The organism is Achromobacter sp. NFACC18-2, assembly GCF_900108985.1.
Classification (GTDB): domain Bacteria; phylum Pseudomonadota; class Gammaproteobacteria; order Burkholderiales; family Burkholderiaceae_B; genus Achromobacter.
Genome location: NZ_FNYM01000001.1, coordinates 231,624 through 252,066 on the forward strand (window position 1 = coordinate 231,624; position 20,443 = coordinate 252,066).

The 20,443-nt window shown below is 66.6% G+C and carries 19 protein-coding genes; 12 read left to right on the top strand and 7 right to left on the bottom strand.

Annotation, left to right across the window (positions count from 1 at the left end; translation table 11 throughout):
- The first annotated feature begins 217 nt into the window (after window positions 1-217).
- The 5 genes from rdgB to ntrC all read left to right on the top strand — a co-directional run bounded on the left by rdgB (window position 218) and on the right by ntrC (window position 6,447).
- Complete coding sequence (gene rdgB, locus BMW75_RS01105; RefSeq protein WP_092575665.1) at window positions 218-841, top strand: RdgB/HAM1 family non-canonical purine NTP pyrophosphatase; 624 nt, start codon at window positions 218-220, stop codon at window positions 839-841.
- Between the two features lie 32 nt (window positions 842-873).
- The gene (gene hemW / locus BMW75_RS01110; protein WP_092575668.1) at window positions 874-2,094 is read left to right on the top strand and encodes a radical SAM family heme chaperone HemW; all 1,221 of its coding nucleotides are present in this window, start codon (window positions 874-876) and stop codon (window positions 2,092-2,094) included.
- A 184-nt stretch (window positions 2,095-2,278) separates the two neighbouring features.
- Window positions 2,279-3,691 carry a type I glutamate--ammonia ligase gene (gene glnA, locus BMW75_RS01115; RefSeq protein ID WP_076521020.1) on the top strand — a complete coding sequence of 471 codons (1,413 nt, stop codon included), beginning with the start codon at window positions 2,279-2,281 and terminating at the stop codon, window positions 3,689-3,691.
- 186 nt (window positions 3,692-3,877) lie between these two features.
- Entirely contained in the window at window positions 3,878-4,942 is a 1,065-nt protein-coding gene (glnL, locus tag BMW75_RS01120; RefSeq protein ID WP_076521019.1) for a nitrogen regulation protein NR(II), read from the top strand.
- Entirely contained in the window at window positions 4,942-6,447 is a 1,506-nt protein-coding gene (gene ntrC / locus BMW75_RS01125) for a nitrogen regulation protein NR(I) (protein ID WP_092575671.1), read from the top strand. Before glnL ends, ntrC begins: the two co-directional genes overlap by 1 nt.
- Window positions 6,448-6,507: 60 nt before the next feature.
- Here the strand turns inward: ntrC and BMW75_RS01130 are convergent, their stop codons facing one another.
- Window positions 6,508-7,419, bottom strand: coding sequence for a LysR family transcriptional regulator (locus BMW75_RS01130; protein WP_076521017.1), 912 nt, complete (start codon window positions 7,417-7,419; stop codon window positions 6,508-6,510).
- 181 nt (window positions 7,420-7,600) lie between these two features.
- Here BMW75_RS01130 and BMW75_RS01135 point away from each other — a divergent pair, with 181 nt between their 5' ends.
- The 5 genes from BMW75_RS01135 (at window position 7,601) to BMW75_RS01155 (ending at window position 12,017) form a co-directional block, all read left to right on the top strand.
- Window positions 7,601-8,299: a pirin family protein gene (locus tag BMW75_RS01135; RefSeq protein ID WP_092575677.1), complete on the top strand. Its 699-nt coding sequence runs from the start codon at window positions 7,601-7,603 to the stop codon at window positions 8,297-8,299.
- 102 nt (window positions 8,300-8,401) lie between these two features.
- Window positions 8,402-9,307, top strand: a complete 906-nt coding sequence (locus tag BMW75_RS01140) for a pirin family protein (protein WP_092575679.1) — start codon at window positions 8,402-8,404, stop codon at window positions 9,305-9,307.
- A 78-nt stretch (window positions 9,308-9,385) separates the two neighbouring features.
- Complete coding sequence (locus BMW75_RS01145; protein ID WP_092575682.1) at window positions 9,386-10,006, top strand: CGNR zinc finger domain-containing protein; 621 nt, start codon at window positions 9,386-9,388, stop codon at window positions 10,004-10,006.
- A gap of 193 nt (window positions 10,007-10,199) precedes the next feature.
- Complete coding sequence (locus BMW75_RS01150) at window positions 10,200-11,072, top strand: alpha/beta fold hydrolase (protein WP_092575685.1); 873 nt, start codon at window positions 10,200-10,202, stop codon at window positions 11,070-11,072.
- A gap of 39 nt (window positions 11,073-11,111) precedes the next feature.
- Window positions 11,112-12,017: a LysR family transcriptional regulator gene (locus tag BMW75_RS01155; protein WP_092575687.1), complete on the top strand. Its 906-nt coding sequence runs from the start codon at window positions 11,112-11,114 to the stop codon at window positions 12,015-12,017.
- 6 nt (window positions 12,018-12,023) lie between these two features.
- On the opposite strand, the gene BMW75_RS01160 is transcribed toward BMW75_RS01155, so the two are convergent.
- On the bottom strand, window positions 12,024-12,488 hold the full coding sequence (locus BMW75_RS01160) for a RidA family protein (protein ID WP_092575689.1): 465 nt from the start codon (window positions 12,486-12,488) through the stop codon (window positions 12,024-12,026).
- A 79-nt stretch (window positions 12,489-12,567) separates the two neighbouring features.
- The gene (locus BMW75_RS01165) at window positions 12,568-13,299 is read right to left on the bottom strand and encodes an SDR family NAD(P)-dependent oxidoreductase (protein ID WP_092575692.1); all 732 of its coding nucleotides are present in this window, start codon (window positions 13,297-13,299) and stop codon (window positions 12,568-12,570) included.
- A gap of 207 nt (window positions 13,300-13,506) precedes the next feature.
- Here BMW75_RS01165 and BMW75_RS01170 point away from each other — a divergent pair, with 207 nt between their 5' ends.
- The gene (locus BMW75_RS01170; RefSeq protein WP_092575694.1) at window positions 13,507-14,481 is read left to right on the top strand and encodes a Bug family tripartite tricarboxylate transporter substrate binding protein; all 975 of its coding nucleotides are present in this window, start codon (window positions 13,507-13,509) and stop codon (window positions 14,479-14,481) included.
- Window positions 14,482-14,547: 66 nt separating this feature from the next.
- On the opposite strand, the gene BMW75_RS01175 is transcribed toward BMW75_RS01170, so the two are convergent.
- From BMW75_RS01175 to BMW75_RS01185, 3 genes are all read right to left on the bottom strand, one after another.
- On the bottom strand, window positions 14,548-15,324 hold the full coding sequence (locus tag BMW75_RS01175; protein ID WP_076522110.1) for an ABC transporter ATP-binding protein: 777 nt from the start codon (window positions 15,322-15,324) through the stop codon (window positions 14,548-14,550).
- 5 nt (window positions 15,325-15,329) lie between these two features.
- On the bottom strand, window positions 15,330-17,000 hold the full coding sequence (locus BMW75_RS01180; RefSeq protein ID WP_092575697.1) for an ABC transporter permease: 1,671 nt from the start codon (window positions 16,998-17,000) through the stop codon (window positions 15,330-15,332).
- Window positions 17,001-17,145: 145 nt separating this feature from the next.
- Entirely contained in the window at window positions 17,146-18,189 is a 1,044-nt protein-coding gene (locus BMW75_RS01185) for a Fe(3+) ABC transporter substrate-binding protein (protein WP_092575701.1), read from the bottom strand.
- Window positions 18,190-18,549: 360 nt separating this feature from the next.
- Between BMW75_RS01185 and BMW75_RS01190 the strand changes: the two genes are divergently transcribed.
- Window positions 18,550-19,326 (top strand): ferredoxin--NADP reductase, encoded by a 777-nt coding sequence (locus tag BMW75_RS01190; protein WP_076521008.1) that lies wholly within the window; start codon window positions 18,550-18,552, stop codon window positions 19,324-19,326.
- A 150-nt stretch (window positions 19,327-19,476) separates the two neighbouring features.
- Here the strand turns inward: BMW75_RS01190 and BMW75_RS01195 are convergent, their stop codons facing one another.
- Entirely contained in the window at window positions 19,477-20,439 is a 963-nt protein-coding gene (locus tag BMW75_RS01195; protein WP_092575704.1) for a Bug family tripartite tricarboxylate transporter substrate binding protein, read from the bottom strand.
- Window positions 20,440-20,443 lie beyond the last annotated feature (4 nt).

The following is a 20,443-nucleotide window of genomic DNA, read 5'->3' on the forward strand; positions in this document are numbered from 1 at the left end:
GAGATACGATCAGTGACAAGATGGGTCATATTGACGACAAAATATGTCTGCGTTGTTGCGCCGCGCTGTCGCGTCGCATTGTTGCGCCGAATCGTGACGTGCAATATTCAGTCGCTGTTACAAAAGTGTCAACTGGCATTTGCGGTCCCCGGCGGTATCCGCGCCTGCATCGTGGAATGCGCTCCCGCAGGGGGCCGGGGCCTATACAATCCGCGCTATGACTTCCCCCAAGATTCCCGATACCCTGCGCCGCGTCGTCCTGGCGTCCAACAATGCCGGCAAGCTGCGTGAGTTTTCCGCCTTGTTCGCGCCCCTGGGCATTGAACTGGTTCCGCAAGGCGACCTCGGCGTGCCTGAAGCCGAAGAGCCGCACGTCACGTTCGTCGAAAACGCGCTGGCCAAGGCGCGCCACGCCAGCCGCCTCACCGGGCTGCCGGCGCTGGCCGATGACTCCGGCCTGTGCGTGGCTGCGTTGGACGGGGCGCCCGGCGTCTATTCGGCGCGCTATGCCAAGATGCACGGCGGAGAAAAGTCCGATGCGGCCAACAACGCGCTGCTGGTGCGCAACCTGGCGGACGTAGCCGACCGCAGCGCCTGGTACGTGGCCGTTCTGGCCCTGGTGCGATCCGAAAACGATCCGCGCCCGCTCATCGGCGAAGGCCTGTGGCACGGCGAGATCATCGACGTGCCCGAAGGCGCCAACGGCTTTGGCTACGATCCGCATTTCTACCTGCCCGACATGGCGCTGACCGCCGCGTCGCTGGATCCCGACGAAAAGAACCGGGTCAGCCACCGCGCCCGGGCGCTGCGCGAGCTGCTCAGCAAGCTGAGCCAGGCCTGACCAAGGCGCCCCCGGGGCGCCAGGAATTTTGCATGTCCATCACCATACCCATCCGCAATGACATGGGCGCACCCGCGTCGCGACTGGTCGTGCCCGCGGGCGCCACGCTGACCAGCCTGCCGCCGCTGTCGGTCTACGTCCACGTGCCCTGGTGCGTGCGCAAGTGTCCTTATTGCGACTTCAATTCACACGCCGCGCCGGGCGAAATCCCGGAACGCGCTTATCTGGATGCCCTGCGCAGCGACCTGGAGCAGTCGTTGCCGTCGATCTGGGGCCGCCAGGTGATTTCCGTCTTCATTGGCGGCGGCACGCCCAGCCTGCTGTCCGCCGCCGGGCTGGACGAACTGCTGGCCATGCTTCGGGCCTATTTGAATCTGTGGCCGGACGCCGAGATCACGATGGAGGCCAACCCCGGCACCGGCGAGGCGGACCGCTTCAGGGACTACGCGGCCAGCGGCGTCACGCGCTTTTCGCTGGGCATCCAGAGCTTTGACGACGCGCAACTCAAGAAGCTGGGCCGCATCCATGACGCCGCCCAGGCCCGCGCCGCGATCGACATGGCCCAGCGCGCCGCGCCGCGGGTCAACCTGGACATGATGTTCGCCTTGCCCGGCCAGACGCTGGACGCCTGTAGGACCGATCTGCGGCAGGCCATTGCCTTCGGCACCGAGCATCTGTCGCTGTATCACCTGACCATGGAGCCCAATACGGTCTTCGCGAAGTTCCCGCCCGAAGACCTGCCCGACGACGACACCAGCGCCGCCATGCAGGACGCGGTGGAAGCGGAGCTGGCCGCGGCGGGGCTGGCGCGCTATGAGGTGTCGGCTTACGCCAAGCCGGGCGCGCGTTGCCGGCACAACATGAATTACTGGGAATTCGGCGACTACCTGGGCATCGGTCCCGGCGCGCACGGCAAGCTGTCGTTTCACGACCGCATCGTGCGCGAGGCCCGGCTGCGCAGCCCGGACTCCTGGATGCAGGCGGCCATGGCGCGCGACGGCAGCCATCTGGCCGAAAGCCGCCAGGTCGGGCCGGACGAGCTGCCGTTCGAGTTCATGCTCAATGCGCTGCGCCTGAAAGAAGGCGTGGCGGCCACCGCCTTCCATGAACGCACCGGCTTGTCGCTTGCCGTCATCGCGCACCAATTGGAGGCAGCCTCGAAACGGGGCCTGCTGGACGCCGATCCCACTCGCCTGCGGGCCACGCCCTTGGGCTGGCGATTCCTCAATGACCTGCAGGAAATGTTCCTGTAAGGTGCAAGCACCATGATGGGGCGATCGTGCCCCATCTTTTGCACCATAACGGTGCTACATTTCCCCAAACCCGCACCGCCTCCCCCCGGGAATACCGGGGGATAAACCTGGCACGCATATTGCTTCCTTCTTTTATGCCAGTCGACGGGCAAAGCCCTCGACCCTTTTATCTAATGGAGATGACATGGCAAGCCCGAAAGACGTCCTGAAACAGATCGCCGATAACGAAGTGAAATTCGTGGATTTCCGCTTTACCGATACGGTTGGCCGTGAGCACCACGTTTCCGTGCCCACCACTGCTATCGATGAAGACAAGCTGGAAAGCGGGCAGGCTTTCGACGGTTCGTCGATCCCGGGCTGGAAGGGCATCGAAGCCTCCGACATGCTCCTCATCCCCGACTGCTCCACCGCGAACCTGGATCCGTTCCGCGAAGAGCCGACCCTGATCCTGTCGTGCGACGTGGTCGAACCGTCGGACCTGAAGGGCTATGACCGCGACCCGCGTTCGCTGGCCAAGCGCGCCGAAGCCTACCTGAAGTCCTCCGGCCTGGGCGACACCGCCTACTTCGGTCCGGAACCCGAATTCTTCGTGTTCGACGGCGTGACCTGGAACACCGACATGTCGGGCACCTTCGTCAAGATCAAGTCCGAAGAAGCGCCCTGGTCCACCGGCCTGGAATTCGAAGGCGGCAACACCGGCCATCGTCCGGGCGTGAAGGGCGGCTACTTCCCCGTCCCGCCGGTCGATTCGTTCCAGGACATGCGCTCGGAAATGTGCCTGCTGATGGAACAGATGGGCGTGCCGGTTGAAGTGCACCACCACGAAGTGGCTGCCCCCGGCCAGCTCGAAATCGGCACCAAGTTCAGCACGCTGGTCCAGCGCGCCGACTGGACGCAGATCGTCAAGTACATCGTGCACAACGTGGCCCACGCCTACGGCAAGACCGCCACGTTCATGCCCAAGCCCGTCGTCGGCGACAACGGCTCCGGCATGCACGTCCACCAGTCCATCTGGAAGGACGGCCAGAACCTGTTCGCGGGCAACGGCTACGCCGGCCTGTCCGAATTCGCCCTGTACTACATCGGCGGCATCATCAAGCACGCGCGTGCCCTGAACGCCATCACCAACCCCGGCACGAACTCGTATAAGCGCCTGGTCCCGCACTTCGAAGCGCCCGTCAAGCTGGCCTACTCGGCCCGCAACCGCTCGGCCTCGATCCGCATTCCCTACGTGGGCAACCCGAAGGGCCGCCGTATCGAAACGCGCTTCCCGGATCCCCTGGCCAACCCGTACCTGGCGTTCTCGGCCCTGATGATGGCCGGCCTGGACGGCATCCAGAACAAGATCCACCCGGGCGATCCGGCCGACAAGAACCTGTACGACCTGCCGCCGGAAGAAGACGCGAAGATCCCGACCGTTTGCGCCTCGCTGGAAGAAGCGCTGGAAGCCCTGGACAAGGACCGCGAGTTCCTGACCCGAGGCGGCGTGTTCAGCAACGACATGATCAACGCCTACATCGACCTGAAGATGGCCGATGTGACGCGTCTGCGCATGACGACGCACCCGGTCGAATTCGACATGTACTACAGCCTCTGATGCATTGAGGCCGTGGCTGGGGGGAGCGCGATGATGTAGGCAGACACCAGGGCCCACACCATGCGCACCACCAGGTCGCCGTCCGACGAACTGCCTGTCCGGCCCGCGCCGGCGGGCAGGGCGCCGGCCCGGCGCCCCCGTCGCGGACGCGTTCCGCTTTCCCCTGTCCATTCGGGTACGTTGAAAATGAATGTAGAAGCTCTCGATCTGCTAGCCACGTCAGTTTTCCTGGTCAACGAGCGCGGCCACATCGAATACGCCAACGCAGCCGCCGAGGACCTTTTCGGCCGCTCGCGCAAGCAACTGGGCGGGCAGTCCGCCGCCACCCTGTTCGACAATCCAGAGAATATCCAGTCATCGATCGACCGCGCCGCGGGCGGCCGGTACGCGGACGTGAGGCAACTGGCCTCGCTGCGCCGCGCCGCCGAATCCGTGGAAGTCGCCGTGACGACCGTCGGCCTGACCGGCCAGCGTTGGCCGGTGCTGATCGAGACGCGCGAAATCGAGCAGCGCGTCCTGGCCGATCGCAACCACCGGCTGGTGGACGAGATCGAAGCCCACCGCGAATTGCTGCGCAATCTGGCGCATGAAGTCAAGAATCCCCTGGGCGGCCTGCGCGGCGCCGCGCAACTGCTGGAAGCCGAGCTGCCCAGCGCGGCCCTGGCCGAATACACCCAGGTCATCATTTCCGAAGCCGACCGCCTGCAGGCGCTGGTGGACCGCCTGAGCGGTCCGCAACGTGTGCCGCTGAACGCGCGGCCGGTGAACATCCATGAAATCTGCGAGCGCGTCTGCGCGCTCATCCAGGCCGAGTTCCGCAACGACGTCACGATCCAGCGGGATTACGACGCCTCGGTGCCCGACTTGAAGGGCGACGCCGCCCGCCTGATGCAGGCCGTGCTCAACGTGGCGCGCAACGCCGCGCAGGAACTGGTGGCGCGCCCGCAAGGCCCGCAGACCGAGCCCGGCGTGGTCACGCTGCGCACGCGCGTCGCGCGTCAGGTCATGCTGGCGCACCGGCAGCACCGCCTGGCGCTGGTGCTGTCCATCATCGACAACGGTCCGGGCGTGCCGGACCACATTCGCGACCGCATTTTCCATCCGCTGGTCACGGCCAGGGCAGGTGGTACCGGCCTGGGCCTGAGCCTGGCGCAGGATTTCGTGCAGCAGCACGGCGGCATCATCGAATTTGAATCCCGACCGGGGCGCACCGAGTTTCGCCTGGTCCTCCCGATGGAGCCCGCAAACTGATGAAACCCGTATGGATCGTCGACGACGACCAGGCCATCCGCTGGGTCCTCGAAAAGGCCCTGGCCCGCGCTGGCGTCCCCACCCGCAGCTTTTCCCAGTCGGCCGACGTGCTGGAGGCGCTTTCGCGCGAAACGCCCGTCGCGCTGGTGTCCGATATCCGCATGCCTGGCGGCAACGGCCTGGAGCTGTTGCGCCAACTGAAGGAGCGCCATCCGGGCCTGCCGGTCATCGTGATGACCGCCTTTGCTGACCTGGACAGCACCGTGTCCGCCTTCCAGGGCGGCGCGTTCGACTACCTGGCCAAGCCCTTCGACGTGAACGAAGCCGTCGCGCTGATCCAGCGCGCCATGCAGGAGTCCGCGCAGCCGGAAGCGCCCGAAGGGCAGGGCGAGGCAGGGCAAAACAACGAGCGCTGGATGATGACGCAGTCGTCATCCACCGCGATGCAGGAAGTCTTCCGCGCCATCGGGCGCCTGGCGCAATCCAAGGTCACCGTGCTGATCACCGGCGAGTCCGGCACCGGCAAGGAACTGGTCGCCCGGGCGCTGCACGGCCACGGCGTGCGCGCCAACGGCCCCTTCGTGGCGCTGAACGCCGCGGCCATCCCGCGCGACCTGCTGGAGGCCGAACTCTTCGGCCATGAACGCGGCGCGTTCACCGGCGCCAACAACCTGCGCCGCGGCCGCTTCGAAGAGGCGCATGGCGGCACCTTGTTCCTGGACGAAATCGGCGACATGCCGATCGAGTTGCAGACGCGCCTGTTGCGCGTGCTGGCCGAGGGCAGCTTTTACCGCGTCGGCGGCGCGCAGCCCGTGCGCGTGGACGTGCGCATCGTGGCGGCCACCCACCAGCCGCTGGAACAGCGGGTCGAGCAGGGCCTGTTCCGCGAAGACCTTTTCCATCGCCTGAATGTGATCCGGCTGCGCCTGCCGCCGCTGCGCGAGCGGGTCGAGGATATCCCGGCGCTGGCGCAGCATTTCCTGACGGCCAGCGCGCGCACGCTGGGCGTGCCGGTCAAGCGCCTCACGCCCGAGGCGCTGGCCGTGCTGACCAAGTTCGACTTTCCGGGCAACGTGCGCCAGCTCGAGAACTTCTGCCACTGGCTGACGGTGATGGCGCCCGGCCAGACGGTGGACCGCATCGACCTTCCGCCCGAGATCCGGGCGATGGAACACCAGCCGCCCGCGGGCGCCGCGCCGCTGCGGCCGGCCGTGCCGACGGCAGGGGTGGGCACGGTCGTTCCGGCGGGGGCGCCGGCCGCCGCCAGCGCGGACGATGGCGCGCCCCGCAACTGGCAGGATTCCTTGTTGCGCGATGCGCAGTACCGGCTGGAACGCGGCGAGCCCGCGGTGATGGCCACGCTGACGCGCCAATTCGAGAAGATCCTGCTGCAAAGTGCGCTGGACGCCAGCCGCGGCCGGCGCGTGGAAGCCGCGTCGCGCCTGGGCATCGGCCGCAACACCATCACGCGCAAGCTGCGCGAGTTGGGGATCGAGGACGAGTAATCGTCCCGGCGCCGGGCTCGCGGGCCCGCGCCGTGCATTCCCGCTCGCGTGCCCGCCTGTCTACAGACCCAGCAGGCTTTCGCACAGCCGCGGCGATTTCAGCTTCTGCAGCCACCACTTCATCGCTTCGCCCGGCGGCTCCGCCCGCCAGGCGTACGCGACGTGTTCCGTCAGGGACATGCCTTCATCCGTTTCGCACACCACGAGCAGTCCCTGCGCCAGGTAAGGCGCCGCCAGCGTCAGCGGCAGGTAGCCGCAGCCCAGGCCGCGCACCTGCGCCTCGATCTTGGCCTGCATCGACGGCATCACCAGCGTCGGTTGTTCCGACAGGATGCCCCGCGACTGCACCGGCAGGTTGCGCGAGGTATCGGCGATCACCACGGCGCAATAGCGCGTGATGTCGGCGCGACTGAGCGGTTGGGGCAGCGACGCCAGCGGATGGTTCGCCGCCACGCAGAAGCCGAACTGCATCACGCCGATCGCCTGCGTGCGATACGGCCCGGTGGGTTCGCCCGCCGCGCCCGCGCCGATGACGAGGTCGGCGCGGCCCGACGTCAGCGCATCCCAGTTTCCGCTCAGCACCTCGGTGGAAAAGCGCAGTGTGGTGGCGCTGCCCACCGCATGGAATTCGTCGATGAGGTCATAGATGGGCCGCCACGGCAGCACCGCGCTGACGGCGATGCGCAATTGCACTTCCCAGCCCGTGGCGATGCGCTTGACGCGGCTGGCCAGCTCGTCCAGCGACTGCAGCAGGTGCCGTCCGTCCTTGAGCAGCGCCTCGCCCGCCGGCGTCAGCAGCGCCCGGTGTCCCGAGCGGTCGAACAGCAGCACGTCCAGGCCGTCCTCCAGTTTGCGGATGGAATAGGTGACGGCGGAGGGCACCTTGCCCAGTTCGCGCGCCGCCTTGGCGAAGCTGCCGTGGCGCGCGATGGCGTCGACCAGGATGAGGAGTTCGGGGGTAATCGGTTGCATGGAAATCGCGGCGGAAATTGGCATTCAAATAATTTGAACGAAGTCATCAAAATATAGCGCCAAACGCAGCCCGGAGCACGCGCAGAATATCACTCATGCCGGGGTTGCAGCCAAACGGACCGGCAAAGAGCCAGACGAGTTGCAGCCCTAATCATTCATATTATTGAAACAGGAGTTCAACATGCTTACGATCCGCCGCGCTGCCGAACGGGGTCACGCCAACCATGGATGGCTCGATTCGTTCCACACTTTCTCGTTTGCCAACTACTACGACCCGGCTCACATGGGCTTCGGCGCGCTGCGCGTGATCAACGATGACCGCATCGCGGCCGGACGCGGCTTCGGGACCCACGGCCACCGGGACATGGAGATCATCACCTACGTGCTCGACGGCGCCATCGCCCACAAGGACAGCATGGGCAGCGGCTCCACCATCCGCCCGGGTAACGTTCAGCGCATGAGCGCCGGCCGCGGCGTCATGCACTCCGAGTTCAACCCGCTGCCGGACGCCGAAACGCACATGCTGCAGATCTGGATCGAGCCGGACGTGACCGGGATTGCGCCCGAGTACGAAGAGCGCGCGTTCAGCGACGCGCAAAAGCGCGGCCGGCTGCAAGCCCTGGTGACGGGCGACGGCGCCGACGGGTCGATGAAGATCCATCAGGATGCCCGGCTGTATGCGGGCCTGTTCGACGGTGACGAGTCGGCCGCGCTGACGCTGGGTGCCGGGCGCCGCGCCTGGGTCCATGTGGCCCGCGGCAGCCTGACCGTCAACGGCGTCGAGCTGGCCGCCGGCGACGCCGTGGCCATCACCGGCGACAGCAGCGTCGAGCTGTCGGGCGGCAAGAACGCCGAAGTGCTGGTGTTCGACCTGGCCTGAGGCCAAACGCCGGGCGGATGTCGTAATCCGCCCGGTTTCACCCTGTATCGGCCGCGAGGCCATTAAGATGGCCCCAGGCCAATTCATGCGGAGCATTGCACCATGTCGACCTTGTCCCAAGCCGGCGAAAGCCAGATCGAAACCATCGTGGTGCCGCGCACCAGCGACCTGGGCGGGTTTTCCGTCCGCCGCGCCATTCCGTCCGCGCAGCGCCGCAGCGTGGGCCCGTTCGTCTTCCTGGACCATATGGGTCCGGCCGATTTCGACGTCGGCAGCGGCATCGACGTGCGGCCGCACCCGCACATCGGCCTGTCCACCGTCACCTATCTGTACGAAGGCTCCATGGTGCACCGCGATGGCGCGGGCAATACCCAGACCATCCTGCCCGGCGAGGTGAACTGGATGACCGCGGGCCGCGGGATCGTGCACTCCGAGCGTTCCTCCCCGGAAAGCCGTCTTGCGCCGCAGCGGCTCTGTGGCCTGCAGATCTGGGTAGGCCTGCCCAAGGCCCATGAAGAAACGGACCCCGGTTTCACCCACTACGGTCTGGACGCGCAGCCGGTCGTCGAAGGCGAGGGCGTGCGCGCCCAGGTCGTGGCGGGCTCGCTGTTCGGACAGACCTCGTCGGTCAAGACCCTGTCGCCCCTGTTCTATGGCGACCTGCAACTGCAGGCCGGGGCCACCACCGTGCTGCCGGCCGAACATGAAGAGCGTGCCGCGTATCTGGCGCAAGGCACTGTCGAGATCGAGGGCCAGGTCTACGAAAGCGGCCGCCTCGTGGTGTTTGCGCCGGGCAAGCCCGTGCAGATCCGCGCCAAAACGGCTGCGCGCTTTGCCGTGCTGGGCGGCGAACCGCTGGATGGGCCGCGCTTCGTGTGGTGGAACTTCGTTTCCAGCAGCAAGGACCGCATCGAGCAGGCCAAGCAGGACTGGCAGCGCACGCGCTTTGACCAGATCGTGCCGGGCGACGAGACCGAATACATCCCGCTGCCGGAACCGCGCGTCTGACGGACATGACACTCGCTCCGGTGATGGTGTAACTTTTAATGTGTTTTTTTGAGGGTTACACTGTCCTCGGAGGTCACCATGAACGCCGCGCACGCACCCGAAGTCCACGCATCCGAAGCCCACGCACCCGAATTCAGGCAACTGGGCGACCATGTCGCCCTGGACATGATCAATACCGTCGAACAAGGCGGCGCCGGTCCGCTGGACCGCTGGCAATCCGACGCGGACGTGTCGGCGTGGCTTGCGCTGTCCGGGCTGGCCGCCGGGCAGGGCGCCGCGCCGGCCGGCCTGCTGGAAAGCGCCCGCAGCCTGCGCGAAACGGTTCGCGAACTGGTGGTGCAACGCAAATCGGGCGCGCCGCTCGCGCTTTCTGAACTCAACCGCGCGCTGGCGGCCGGGGGAAGCCACCTGGAATTGTCCGAGACGCAAGGCGCAGGCCTGTCGCTGGCGCGCCGCTACCCGTCCAAGACCCCGGCCCAATGGTTGCTGCCCGTCGCCGAGGCGGCCGCCGACCTGCTGGTTAACGGCGAATTCGGGCTGGTGCGCAAATGCGAAAGCGAGGCGTGCTCGCTCTGGTTCTACGACCGCACGCGTTCGCACAAGCGGCGCTGGTGCAGCATGGCGTTGTGCGGCAACCGGCACAAGGTCGCGGCATTCCGGCAGCGCGAGGCGGCCGACGCGAACGCCAAGCCTCGCTGATCGGTAGGGGTAGATACGAAACCCGGCACGCCTGCCGGGTTTTTTCATGCGCGGGGCCCATGCCAGGGGAATCGGCCAGTTGGCGATTTCGTAACCTTTAAAACTGCTATTGACAGGTTACGCAGGGCGCGTAGACTGTGTTCTGACGCGTCGACACCGTCCGATTTTCCCTATCCCCATCCCGGAGCCCGATATGACCGCCCAAGCCACCCCCACCGTGCACTACCGCCACGCCCACGCCGATGGCCTGCGATTCTTCTACCGCGAAGCGGGCGACCCGCAAGCGCCCGTACTCCTGCTGCTGCACGGATTTCCCAGCTCGTCGCACCAGTTCCGCAATGTGATCCCTCAACTGGCCAGCCGCTTTCGCGTCATCGCGCCCGACCTGCCGGGCTTCGGTTTCACCGATGTGCCAGCCGAACGCGACTACCGCTACACGTTCGACAACCTGGCCAAGTCGCTGGAAGCCTTTGTCGACGAACTCGGCCTGACCCGGTACGCCATGTACTTCTTCGATTACGGCGCGCCGACCGGCCTGCGCCTGGCGCTCGCGCACCCTGAGCGGGTGACGGGATTGGTGTCCCAGAACGGCAACGCCTACCTTGAGGGCCTGGGCGATGCCTGGGCGCCGATCCGCGCCTACTGGGAGGACCCGTCGCCCGAAAATCGCCAGACCATCCACGACGCCATCCTGCACCTGGAAGGCACGAAGTGGCAGTACGTGCACGGCGTGGCCGACCCCGACAGCGTCGCCCCGGAGGGCTACACCCTGGACGCGGCTTTGCTCGAGCGTCCCGGCAACAAGGACATCCAGCTCGATCTCTTCCTGGATTATGCGAACAATCTGAAGCGGTATCCGGCGTTTCAGGCGTTCTTCCGCCAATCGCGCCTGCCGACGCTGGCGATCTGGGGCCGCAACGATCCGTTCTTCATCCCGCCTGGCGCCGAGGCGTACCGCCGCGACAATCCGGATGCCGTCGTCGAACTGCTGGACACGGGTCACTTCGCGCTGGAAACTCACGGCCAGTACATCGGCCAGCGCATCATCGACGTGCTGCTGGGGTGACCCGCAGGGAACGCTGCCCGCCTATTTGCAGGAGCCCGCATGACCCGCCACTTCGACGACCTGCAATTGGGCAGCATCGAGATGTTCTGCCTGGCCGCGGAATTGAGCAGCTTCACCGCGGCGGCGAATGCTGCCGGCGTCACGCCCGCGGCCGTCAGCCGCAGCGTGTCGCGGCTGGAGGCGCGGCTGGGCATACGGCTCTTCGTGCGCAGCACCCGGCATATCCGCCTGAGCGACGAAGGGCTGGCGTATTTCGAACAGGTACGTCCCGCGATCGCGCAACTGGTCGACGCGGAGCGCCAGGTCGGCGGGCAGGGCGCGGCCGGGCGGTTGCGCATCAGCCTGCCCACGCCGTATGCGCATTACCGCGTCCTGCCGCTGCTGCCGGCGTTTCGCGACCAGTATCCCAACGTCGACGTCCACGTCCACATCAGCAACCGCAATGTCGATTTCGCCGACGACGGTTATGACCTGTCGGTGCGCGGCCGTGCGCCCGACGACTCCACGCTTATCGCGCGCAAGCTGGAAGACGCGGAGCTGGTGGTCGTCGGCGCGCCCGACTACCTGCGCAGGCGCGGTACGCCCCAGTCACTGGACGACCTGGGCGCGCACGACTGCATCCAGTTCGACCGGCCCAGCAGCGGGCGCCGCCTACCGTGGACGTTTCAACGCGACGGCGAATCCGCCGACATCCTGACCGAAGGCCCCTACGGCACCGCCGAGGACGTACTGGGCGGCGTGTCCCTGGCCCGGGCGGGGGCAGGGCTGTTCCAGACCTACCGTTTCGTGGTCGAGGAAGACCTGCGCGCAAACCGATTGACCGAGGTGCTGCAGCGCCATGGCGGCAGCACCCGGCCCTTCGTGTTGCTGTACCCGCATGCCCGGCATGTGTCGCGCCGGGTGCGGGCGTTCGTCGACTTCCTGGTCGACAGGCTGGGGCGCTGAGCGCGCTCAGGCGCGCGTCAATTGCGCGATCACCACCAGGATGACCGACGCATTGGCAGGCTGCTGCGAAACCGAATTGGCGGTACGCGCATGGCCTGCCTTGTCGCCCAGGACGCGCGCAAAGAGTCCGGACGCGCCGTCGAGCACCGCGGGCTGGTCGAAGAACCCCGGCGCGCTGGCGACGTAGCCCTCCACCCGGACGATGTGGTCGAGCCGGTCAAAACTGCCGGCGTGCTGGCGTATCTGCGCCAGCACATTCAGCGCCGCCAGTTCCGCGGCTTGCCGGCCCTGGTCGACGGTGAGGGCCGCGCCGACTTGCCCCTGCCACACGACGCGGCCGTCGCGCAGCGGCAATTGCCCCGAGATGAACAGCAGATCGCCCGCCTGGCTGGCGGCGGTGTATTGGCCCAGCGGCTGGGGCGCGGGAGGAAGGCTGAGGCCGAGTTCGGCCAATCTGGCTTCAATGGACATGGCGGTATCCCTGTGCGCGGAACGCCGGGAAGGCGTTCCGCTGTAGTGGGTCGTGATGGGTTCGTGATGGGTTCGTTGTTTACCAGTGGCCGGCCGCGGCGCCGCCGTCCACGGGCAGTATGGCGCCCGTGGTGTAGGCCGAATCCGTCAGGTATAAGACCGCCCCGACGATGTCGTCTACCTTGCCCATGCGGCCCGCGGGCTGCAGCGAGTTCAGGAAGCTGAACGTGGCGGGATCGTGCATCGGCGTCTCGATGATGCCGGGCGCCACCGCATTGACGCGGATGTTCCGGTCCGACAGTTCGATTGCCAGCGCCCGCGTCGCGTGATTCAGGCCGCCCTTGATCAGCACGGGCAGCAACGCCGGCACGCGCATGCTGGGCTGCAGGGCAATGCTGGCCGTGATGTTCACGATGTGGCCGTCGCGGTTCGCGGCCATGTGGCCCGCCGCCTGTTGGGTGATATGGAAAAAGCCCTTCAGGTTGGTGTCGATGATGCGGTCCAGGTCGTCGTCGGTGTACTCGCCCAAGGGCTTGGGGATGAAGATGCCGGCGTTGTTGATCAGCACATCGATCCGGCCAAAGCGCGCGATGGCCTGGCCCACGATCTCGCGGGCGGTGCCGGCGAGCGCGATGTCGCCGGCGACGGGAAGGAAACTGGCGGGATTGCCCAGGCGGTCGGCCGCCGCGGCGAGCCCTTCCTGGCTGCGGGCGTTGCCCACCACGTTGTCGCCTCGGCGCAGATAGGCCTGCGCCAGGGCGAATCCGATCCCGCTGGACGCGCCCGTGATCACTACAGTCTTGTTGGACATTTCAATACTCCGGTTCTGGCATGTGAAGGGTGCCTGCGCGCTCAGACAGTGAGACGAACTATAGGAGCGCGCGCGCCGGCGATAAACGCCCGCGCCGGAACATGAATTGATACCTGGCGGAACAAGCCGCGCTCGCCGCTGTGCGAACGGGCCGTCCGGCGATAAGATGCGCTACCCGTGCATAACGACAAACGGGACGGAGACAACATGCATCGCCACACCAAGAATGCGCTGCGCGGCCTGGCCGCGCTGGCGCTGAGCCAGATCGCGCCGGCGCACGCCGCGGGCTATCCGGCCAAGCCCATTACCTTCATCGTGCCGTACACCGCCGGCGGGACCACCGATCTGGTCGCGCGCACCGCGGGCCAGAAAGTGGCCGAGAAGCTCGGACAGCCCGTGATCGTCGAGAACCGTCCCGGCGCGGGCGGCAATATCGGCATGGACGCGGTGGCCAAGGCGGCCCCGGACGGCTATGTGATCGGCTTTGGCGCCATCTCCACGAACGCGCTGAATCCCTTCGTGTATCCGAAGATGCCCTTCGACCCGACCCGGGATTTCACCGGCATCAGCATGCTGGGGGCGTCGTCCGTGGTCCTGGAGGTCGGGCCGTCGGTCAAGGTGGACAGCGTCAAGGACCTGATCGCCTACGCCAAGACGCATCCGGGCACCTCCTACGGCACGCCGGGCACGGGCACCTCGATGCACCTCGCAGGCGTGATGTTCGACCAACAGACCGGGGCCGGCATGCAGCACGTGCCCTACAAGGGCAGCGCGCAGGCGCTCAATGACTTGCTGGGCGGGCACCTGCCGGTGATGTTCGACAACCTGCCCGCATCGCTGCCGCACATCCAGGCAGGCAAGGTCCGCGCGTTGGCCGTCACCGGCAGCAAGCGTGCGCCGGCGCTGCCGGACGTGCCGACGCTGGCCGAGCTGGGCTATTCGGGCGCCGTGGTGGATCCGTGGTTCGCGGTCTACGGGCCGGCCGGCATGTCGCCCGAGGTCACCCGCGCGCTGAGCGATGCCTTTCAGGCGGCGCTCGCCATGCCGGACGTGAAGGACAAGCTGGAAAAGGCCGGGTTCATGCCCTACGGCTCCACGCCGCAGGAAGTCGAGCGCCTGACGCAAAGCCAGCACGAGGCCTTCAAGGCCTTGTCGCAAAAGGTCAAGCTGTCGGCGGACTGATGGGCGGGCGGGGCCCCGGCCGCTCAACGGCCGAGGGTCCTGCCGAGGGTCCCATCCGTGGCGCGGCTAGCGGCCGCGCGCCAGCGCCTGTTCCCGCTGCTCTTCCAGCGCCTCGCGACGGATGAAGTCGCGCACGAAGGCGTCGGCAGGATGATGGTGCAGGTTATAGGGCGTGTCCCATTGCGCAATGCGGCCCTTGGCCATGATGCCGATGCGGTCGGCGATGGCGAAGGCCTCGGCCTGGTTGTGCGTCACCAGGATCGCGGTGTGGCCGGTGGTCTTCAGGATTTCGCGTACCTCGAAGGCCAGGCGCTCGCGCGTGTCCACGTCCAGGTTGGAAAACGGTTCGTCCAGCAGCAGCAGGTCGGGCGAGGGCGCCAGCGCACGGGCCAGCGCCACGCGCTGCTGCTGGCCGCCGGAGATCTCGTGCGGATAGCTGTTCGCGGCATGGGCCAGGCCGACCAGCTCCAGCATTTCCTCGACGCGGCGCGCGCGATCGGGACGCGGCAGCTTGCGCAGTCCGAACGCCACGTTCTGCGCGACGGTGAGGTGCGGGAACAAGGCATAGTCCTGGAACATCATGCCCACGCGGCGCAGCTCCGGCGCGACCTGTTCGGTGGGCGAAGAGATGACGACGCCGTCCAGCAGGATGCGGCCCGCGCGCACCGGCTCGAAGCCGGCGATCGCGCGCAGCACCGTGGTCTTGCCGCAGCCCGATTCGCCCAGCAGGCAGCCGATGTGGCCGGCGGGCAGGCCGAGCGACAGGTCCTGGACGATCGGCTTCAGGCCGGCGGGCGTGTCGTAGGCCAGGGAGATGTGGTCGATTTCAAGCAGATCGGGCACGATGATCAATGTCCCATTTTCAGATTGGTGCGCGCCAGCAGGATGACCGGCAACAGACCGGCCAGCACGATGGCCAGGGCCGCCACGGCGCCTTCCTCATACGTGCCGCGCGCGGCTTCCGCGTAGAGCCAGGTGGCGAGCGTGTCGAAGTTCATGGGGCGCAGCAGCAGGGTCGCGGGCAGTTCCTTCATGGCATCGACGAACACCAGCAGCGCGCTGGCGGCCAGCGCGGGACGCAGCAGCGGCAAGTGGACGCGGCGCAACGTGCCGGCCGAGGTCTCGCCCAGCAGGCGGGAAGCCTGCTCCAGCGAAGGCGGAATACGCGCCAGCCCCGCTTCCAGCGCGCCGGTCGAAATGGCCAGGAAGCGGATCGCATACGCGCACACTAGCGCGCCCATGGAACCCATCAGGAACAGCCCGGTGCCGCCGAAGATGCGCGCGACCGCGGTGTCGATCCACACGAACGGCGTCAACAGGCCAATGGCCAGGACGGTGCCGGGCACGGCGTAGCCCAGGCTGGCGACGCGCGCGCAGGCGCGCCCCGGATTGAAGCTGGCGCTTTCGCGCAGGCTGCGGCCGGCCCAGGCGACGATCAGGCCGCACAGCAAGGTCACGACCGTGGCGCTGGAGGCGACGATCACGGTGTTGCTCAGGCCGCGGATCAACTGGTCGGACACGCCGCCCACCAGGTGCAGGCGCTTGTAGGTTTCCACCACGAGATACAGCGCGGGCGCGGCGAACCCCAGCAGCACCGGAATCCAGCCCAGCACGACCGCGACCGCGGCGGACGCGCCGTGCAGCCGGCGCGGCTGCATCGGCCGCATGCGCTGCGTGTTGGCATAGCGCTGCCGCTTGCGGCCATGGCGTTCCAGCAGGATCAGTCCGATGACGATGGCCAGCATGGTCAGCGCGATCTGCGCCGCGCCCGCCAGGTCGGATCGCGTGACCCAGGTGGTGTAGACGGAGACGGTCAGCGTCTGCACGCCCAGGAACTCGGACGCGCCGATGTCGTTCAGCGTCTCCAGCAGCGCAAGGCTCACGCCGACCACGATGGCCGGCCGCGCCAGGGGCAGGGCGACGCGGCAGAACACCGCGACGCGGCCCGCGCCCAGCGTGCGCGCCGCTTCGAGCAGACTGGCCGCCTGCGTCATGAACATGACGCGGGTGCTCAGGTAGACATAGGGATACAGCACGAAGCCCAGCACGAAGATCGCGCCGTAGATCGAGCGCAGGTCTGGCAGGCGGAACTGGCGGGGGCTGTCATAGCCCAGCAGCGCGCGGATCGCCGACTGGATGGGGCCGATGGGATGCAGCAGGTCCAGGTAGGCGAAGGCGATGATGTAGGTGGGCACCGCCAGCGGCAGCAGCAGGGCCCAGGTGAGGATCCGGCGCGTGGGAAAGTCGTACGCCGTGACCAGCCACGCGGCGCCCGTGCCCAGCAGCGTCACCACGATGCCGACGCCGGCAAGCAGCAGGGCGGTGTTCGCCAGGGCTTGGGGCAGCACGTAGCTCGCCAGGTGCTGCCAGTGTTCCAGGCTGCCGCCCAGCGCCCACCAGCCCAGCGTCAATACCGGCGCAAGCACCGCCAGCGCGATCAGGGCCGCGCCGGCCAGCCAGCCGGTTCCGCGTTCAGACCAGCGCAGCCGCAGCGGCCGGGGCAAGGAATCTGTATGCATGCTTCAAAGTCGGTTGCATCAAAGGCAAGGCCTGTTCCCCCGAAAAGCGGGAACAGGCCCTACGCGTGGCCCCGCTGCCGGGGCGCTTGCGTGTCACTGCCGCAGGGTTGCGCCATGCCCGTGGGCATGGCTGCCCGGCAGCTTATCAGTTGTCGAAGCCGACCTTGTCCACCAGTTCGCTGGCTTGCTTGCGGTGCTTGGCGATCTCGGTCAGGGGCAGGGGATCGACCTTCAGTTCGCCGAAGCTCGCGACGACCGGATCCAGCTTCACGCCCTTGCGGACGGGGTATTCATAGTTGGCCTGCGCATACAGGGCCTGCGCCGGCTCGGACACCAGGAAGTCCAGCAGCTTGACCGCGTTGGCCTTGTTGGGCGCATGCGCCGCCACGGCCGCGCCGCTGATGTTCACGTGCGTGCCGCCGCTCTTGGCGTTGGCGAAGGTCGGGCGGATGACCTTGATGGCGTCGCCCCACTTGCGTGCGTCGGTGCCCGGTTCGGCGTTCTTCATGTGGCCGACGTAGTAGGCATTGGCCAGGCCGATGTCGCAGATGCCGCCCAGGATGTCGCGCGCCACGTCGCGGTCGCCGCCGGCGGCCTTGCGGGCCAGGTTGGCCTTGACGCCGCGCAGCCATTTTTCGGTGGCTTCGGCGCCGTCGTGCGCGATCATCGAGGCGACCAGCGCGGTGTTGTAGGGGTGCTGGCCCGAACGGATGCAGACCTTGCCCTTCCATTTGGGATCGGCCAGGTCTTCGTAGCGGAAGGACTCCAGCTTGAGGTCCTTTTCCACGTACAGCACGCGGTCGCGCAGCGAGAGCGCGTACCACTTGCCGTCGGCGCCGCGCAGGTTGGCGGGGATGACCGATTCCAGCGTCTGCGACTTGACCGATTGCGTGACGCCGCCGTCCACGAGGTCGAGCAGGTTGCCGATGTCCACGGTCATCAGCACGTCGGCGGGCGACTTGGCGCCTTCAGCCTTGACGCGCTCCAGCAGGCCGTCCTTCACGAAGACGGTGTTGACCTTGATGCCGCTTTCCTTGGTGAAGGCGTCCAGCAGCGGCTGGATCAGCTTGGGTTCCCGGGTGGTGTATAGGCTGACTTCTTCCGCGGCGTTGGCCGAAACGGTGAAGGCGGCGGCGCCGGCGAGCGCCAGGGCGCGCAGCAGCGAATTCAATTGGGGACGCTTGGTCATGAAGGAACTCCAGCTCAGGCTGAATCGAAGATGGCCTAGGGGGCGGCAAGGCGCAAGGCGGAACCGGTTGCCCGTCGCCGTTGCCAAAACGGTCTGCTAACGAAAATGATTATCAAGTGAGAGTGCGACGATAACAGGAAGCAATGCGCCGTTCAACTGTCCGTAAGCCGATGATTCAGGACCTTGATTCCTATCAAGATGGAATAAGGGTATTACGGAATAATGAGAGCAGTTATCATCGAGACCCTGTAGAATAGGGTCAACCCTAATGCCCGCCGCATCCTTTTTCGCGGCCGGGAAATGACCTCGCGGCGCCAGCCGGGCCACGCCCGTCCACTGTCCGCACTTACTGAATACGACATGGCTGCTTTCAACACTGAGCGCGTACTTAGCGTGCACCACTGGAACGACACCCTGTTCTCCTTCACCACGACGCGTGACGCGGCCTTGCGGTTCCACAATGGCCACTTCGTGATGATTGGCCTCGAAGTCGAAGGCAAGCCGCTGCTGCGGGCCTACAGCATCGCCAGCGCCAACTACGAAGAAAACCTTGAATTCCTCAGCATCAAGGTGCAGAACGGTCCGCTTACCTCGCGCCTGCAGCACCTGAAAGAAGGCGACACCATCCTCGTCAGCCGCAAGCCCGTGGGTACGCTGGTCGTCGACGACCTCAAGCCCGGCAAGCACTTGTTCCTGTTCGGCACCGGCACGGGTCTCGCGCCCTTCATGAGCATCATCAAGGACCCGGACGTCTACGAACGCTTCGACAAGGTCATCCTGGTGCACGGCGTGCGCTGGGTCAGCGAGCTGGCCTATGCCAACTACATCGAAAACGAGCTGCCGAACAACGAGTTCTTCGGCGACGTCGTGCGCGACAAGCTGGTCTATTACCCCACGGTCACGCGCGAGCCCTTCCGCAACCAGGGCCGAATCACCGAACTGCTCGAAAACGGCAAGCTGTGCGCCGATATCGGCATTCCGCAGATCAACCCCGAAACCGATCGCGCCATGATCTGCGGCAGCCCGCATATGCTGGCCGACATCAGCGCCATGCTCGACAGCCGCGGCTTCGTGGTGTCGCCGGGCGTGGGTCAGCCGGGCGATTACGTCGTCGAACGCGCCTTCGTGGACAAATAAACCGCTGCGGCTACGTCGGCCGGACAACGTCCTGACGACACTCGCAACGACAGCCGCAACGACAGCCGCAAAAAAAGGCCCATCGCAACCGCGATGGGCCTTTTGCCATTTGTCTTTTGCCTTGTGCGCCTTTGGCGCACGGCGCGGGGTTCATTCCGGCTTGATGCCGGCCTTTTTGATGATGTCGCCCCACTTCCTGGATTCGGCCTGTTGGAACTTCGCCAGCTCGTCCGGCGTCGACGTGGCGGCCTCGGTGCCGGTCTGGGCGTAGAACTGTTGGGCGGCCTTGCCCTTGGTGGCGTTGACCAGCAATTCGTTCAGACGCTTGACCACATCGGGCGGCGTGCCGGCCGGCGCATAGGCGGCGAACCAATAGCCCATCTCGTAGCCTGGCACGCCGGCTTCGGCGATGGTGGGCACGTCCGGCGCCAGCGGCGAGCGTGCCTTGCCCGTCACGCCCAGCGCGCGCAGCTTGCCGGACTTGACCTGGGGCAGGCCGGTGGCCGAATCGGTGATCATCATGTCGATCTGCCCGCCCAGCAGGTCCGTGACGGCCAGCGGGTTGCTCTTGTAGGGCACGTGCAGCAACTGCACGTTCGCCATCTGCTGCAGCAGCTCGCCCGCGATGCGGCTGCTGGAACTGCCGCTGCCAAAGCTCAGCTTGCCCGGCGACTGCTTGGCCAGGGCCAGGAACTCGCCCACCGTCTTGGCAGACGAACTAGGATTGACCACCATGATCTGGCCGCCCTTGCCCAGCAGCGTGAGGGGCGCAAAATCCTTGACCGGATCGTAGGTCAGCGATTTGTACAGATGTTCGTTGGCGGCGTGCGTGGTGTTGGTGGTGATCAGCACCGTGTAGCCGTCCGGCGTGGCGCGCGCGCCCGCCGCCGCGCCGATCATGGCGCTGGCGCCAGGCTTGTTCTCGATGACGACGGCCTGGCCGGTCTGGTCCGTGACGCCCTGGCCGACCGCCCGACCGATCTGGTCAGTGGCGCTGCCCGCCGCGAACGGCACGATGAAGGTGATGGGCTTGGCGGGGAATTGCGCCATGGCCGAAAGGGGCAGGGCGGCGGCCAGCAGCAGGGCCAGCCGGCCCTTGGTAGCAATGCGCATGTGT

What these genes read in the sequence shown, in the direction of transcription:
- rdgB (WP_092575665.1), top strand. Translation starts at nt 218, where the DNA reads ATGACTTCCCCCAAGATTCCCGATACCCTGCGCCGCGTCGTCCTGGCG.
- hemW (WP_092575668.1), top strand. Translation starts at nt 874, where the DNA reads ATGTCCATCACCATACCCATCCGCAATGACATGGGCGCACCCGCGTCG.
- glnA (WP_076521020.1), top strand. Translation starts at nt 2,279, where the DNA reads ATGGCAAGCCCGAAAGACGTCCTGAAACAGATCGCCGATAACGAAGTG.
- glnL (WP_076521019.1), top strand. Translation starts at nt 3,878, where the DNA reads ATGAATGTAGAAGCTCTCGATCTGCTAGCCACGTCAGTTTTCCTGGTC.
- ntrC (WP_092575671.1), top strand. Translation starts at nt 4,942, where the DNA reads ATGAAACCCGTATGGATCGTCGACGACGACCAGGCCATCCGCTGGGTC.
- BMW75_RS01130 (WP_076521017.1), bottom strand. Translation starts at nt 7,419, where the DNA reads ATGCAACCGATTACCCCCGAACTCCTCATCCTGGTCGACGCCATCGCG.
- BMW75_RS01135 (WP_092575677.1), top strand. Translation starts at nt 7,601, where the DNA reads ATGCTTACGATCCGCCGCGCTGCCGAACGGGGTCACGCCAACCATGGA.
- BMW75_RS01140 (WP_092575679.1), top strand. Translation starts at nt 8,402, where the DNA reads ATGTCGACCTTGTCCCAAGCCGGCGAAAGCCAGATCGAAACCATCGTG.
- BMW75_RS01145 (WP_092575682.1), top strand. Translation starts at nt 9,386, where the DNA reads ATGAACGCCGCGCACGCACCCGAAGTCCACGCATCCGAAGCCCACGCA.
- BMW75_RS01150 (WP_092575685.1), top strand. Translation starts at nt 10,200, where the DNA reads ATGACCGCCCAAGCCACCCCCACCGTGCACTACCGCCACGCCCACGCC.
- BMW75_RS01155 (WP_092575687.1), top strand. Translation starts at nt 11,112, where the DNA reads ATGACCCGCCACTTCGACGACCTGCAATTGGGCAGCATCGAGATGTTC.
- BMW75_RS01160 (WP_092575689.1), bottom strand. Translation starts at nt 12,488, where the DNA reads ATGTCCATTGAAGCCAGATTGGCCGAACTCGGCCTCAGCCTTCCTCCC.
- BMW75_RS01165 (WP_092575692.1), bottom strand. Translation starts at nt 13,299, where the DNA reads ATGTCCAACAAGACTGTAGTGATCACGGGCGCGTCCAGCGGGATCGGA.
- BMW75_RS01170 (WP_092575694.1), top strand. Translation starts at nt 13,507, where the DNA reads ATGCATCGCCACACCAAGAATGCGCTGCGCGGCCTGGCCGCGCTGGCG.
- BMW75_RS01180 (WP_092575697.1), bottom strand. Translation starts at nt 17,000, where the DNA reads ATGCATACAGATTCCTTGCCCCGGCCGCTGCGGCTGCGCTGGTCTGAA.
- BMW75_RS01185 (WP_092575701.1), bottom strand. Translation starts at nt 18,189, where the DNA reads ATGACCAAGCGTCCCCAATTGAATTCGCTGCTGCGCGCCCTGGCGCTC.
- BMW75_RS01190 (WP_076521008.1), top strand. Translation starts at nt 18,550, where the DNA reads ATGGCTGCTTTCAACACTGAGCGCGTACTTAGCGTGCACCACTGGAAC.
- BMW75_RS01195 (WP_092575704.1), bottom strand. Translation starts at nt 20,439, where the DNA reads ATGCGCATTGCTACCAAGGGCCGGCTGGCCCTGCTGCTGGCCGCCGCC.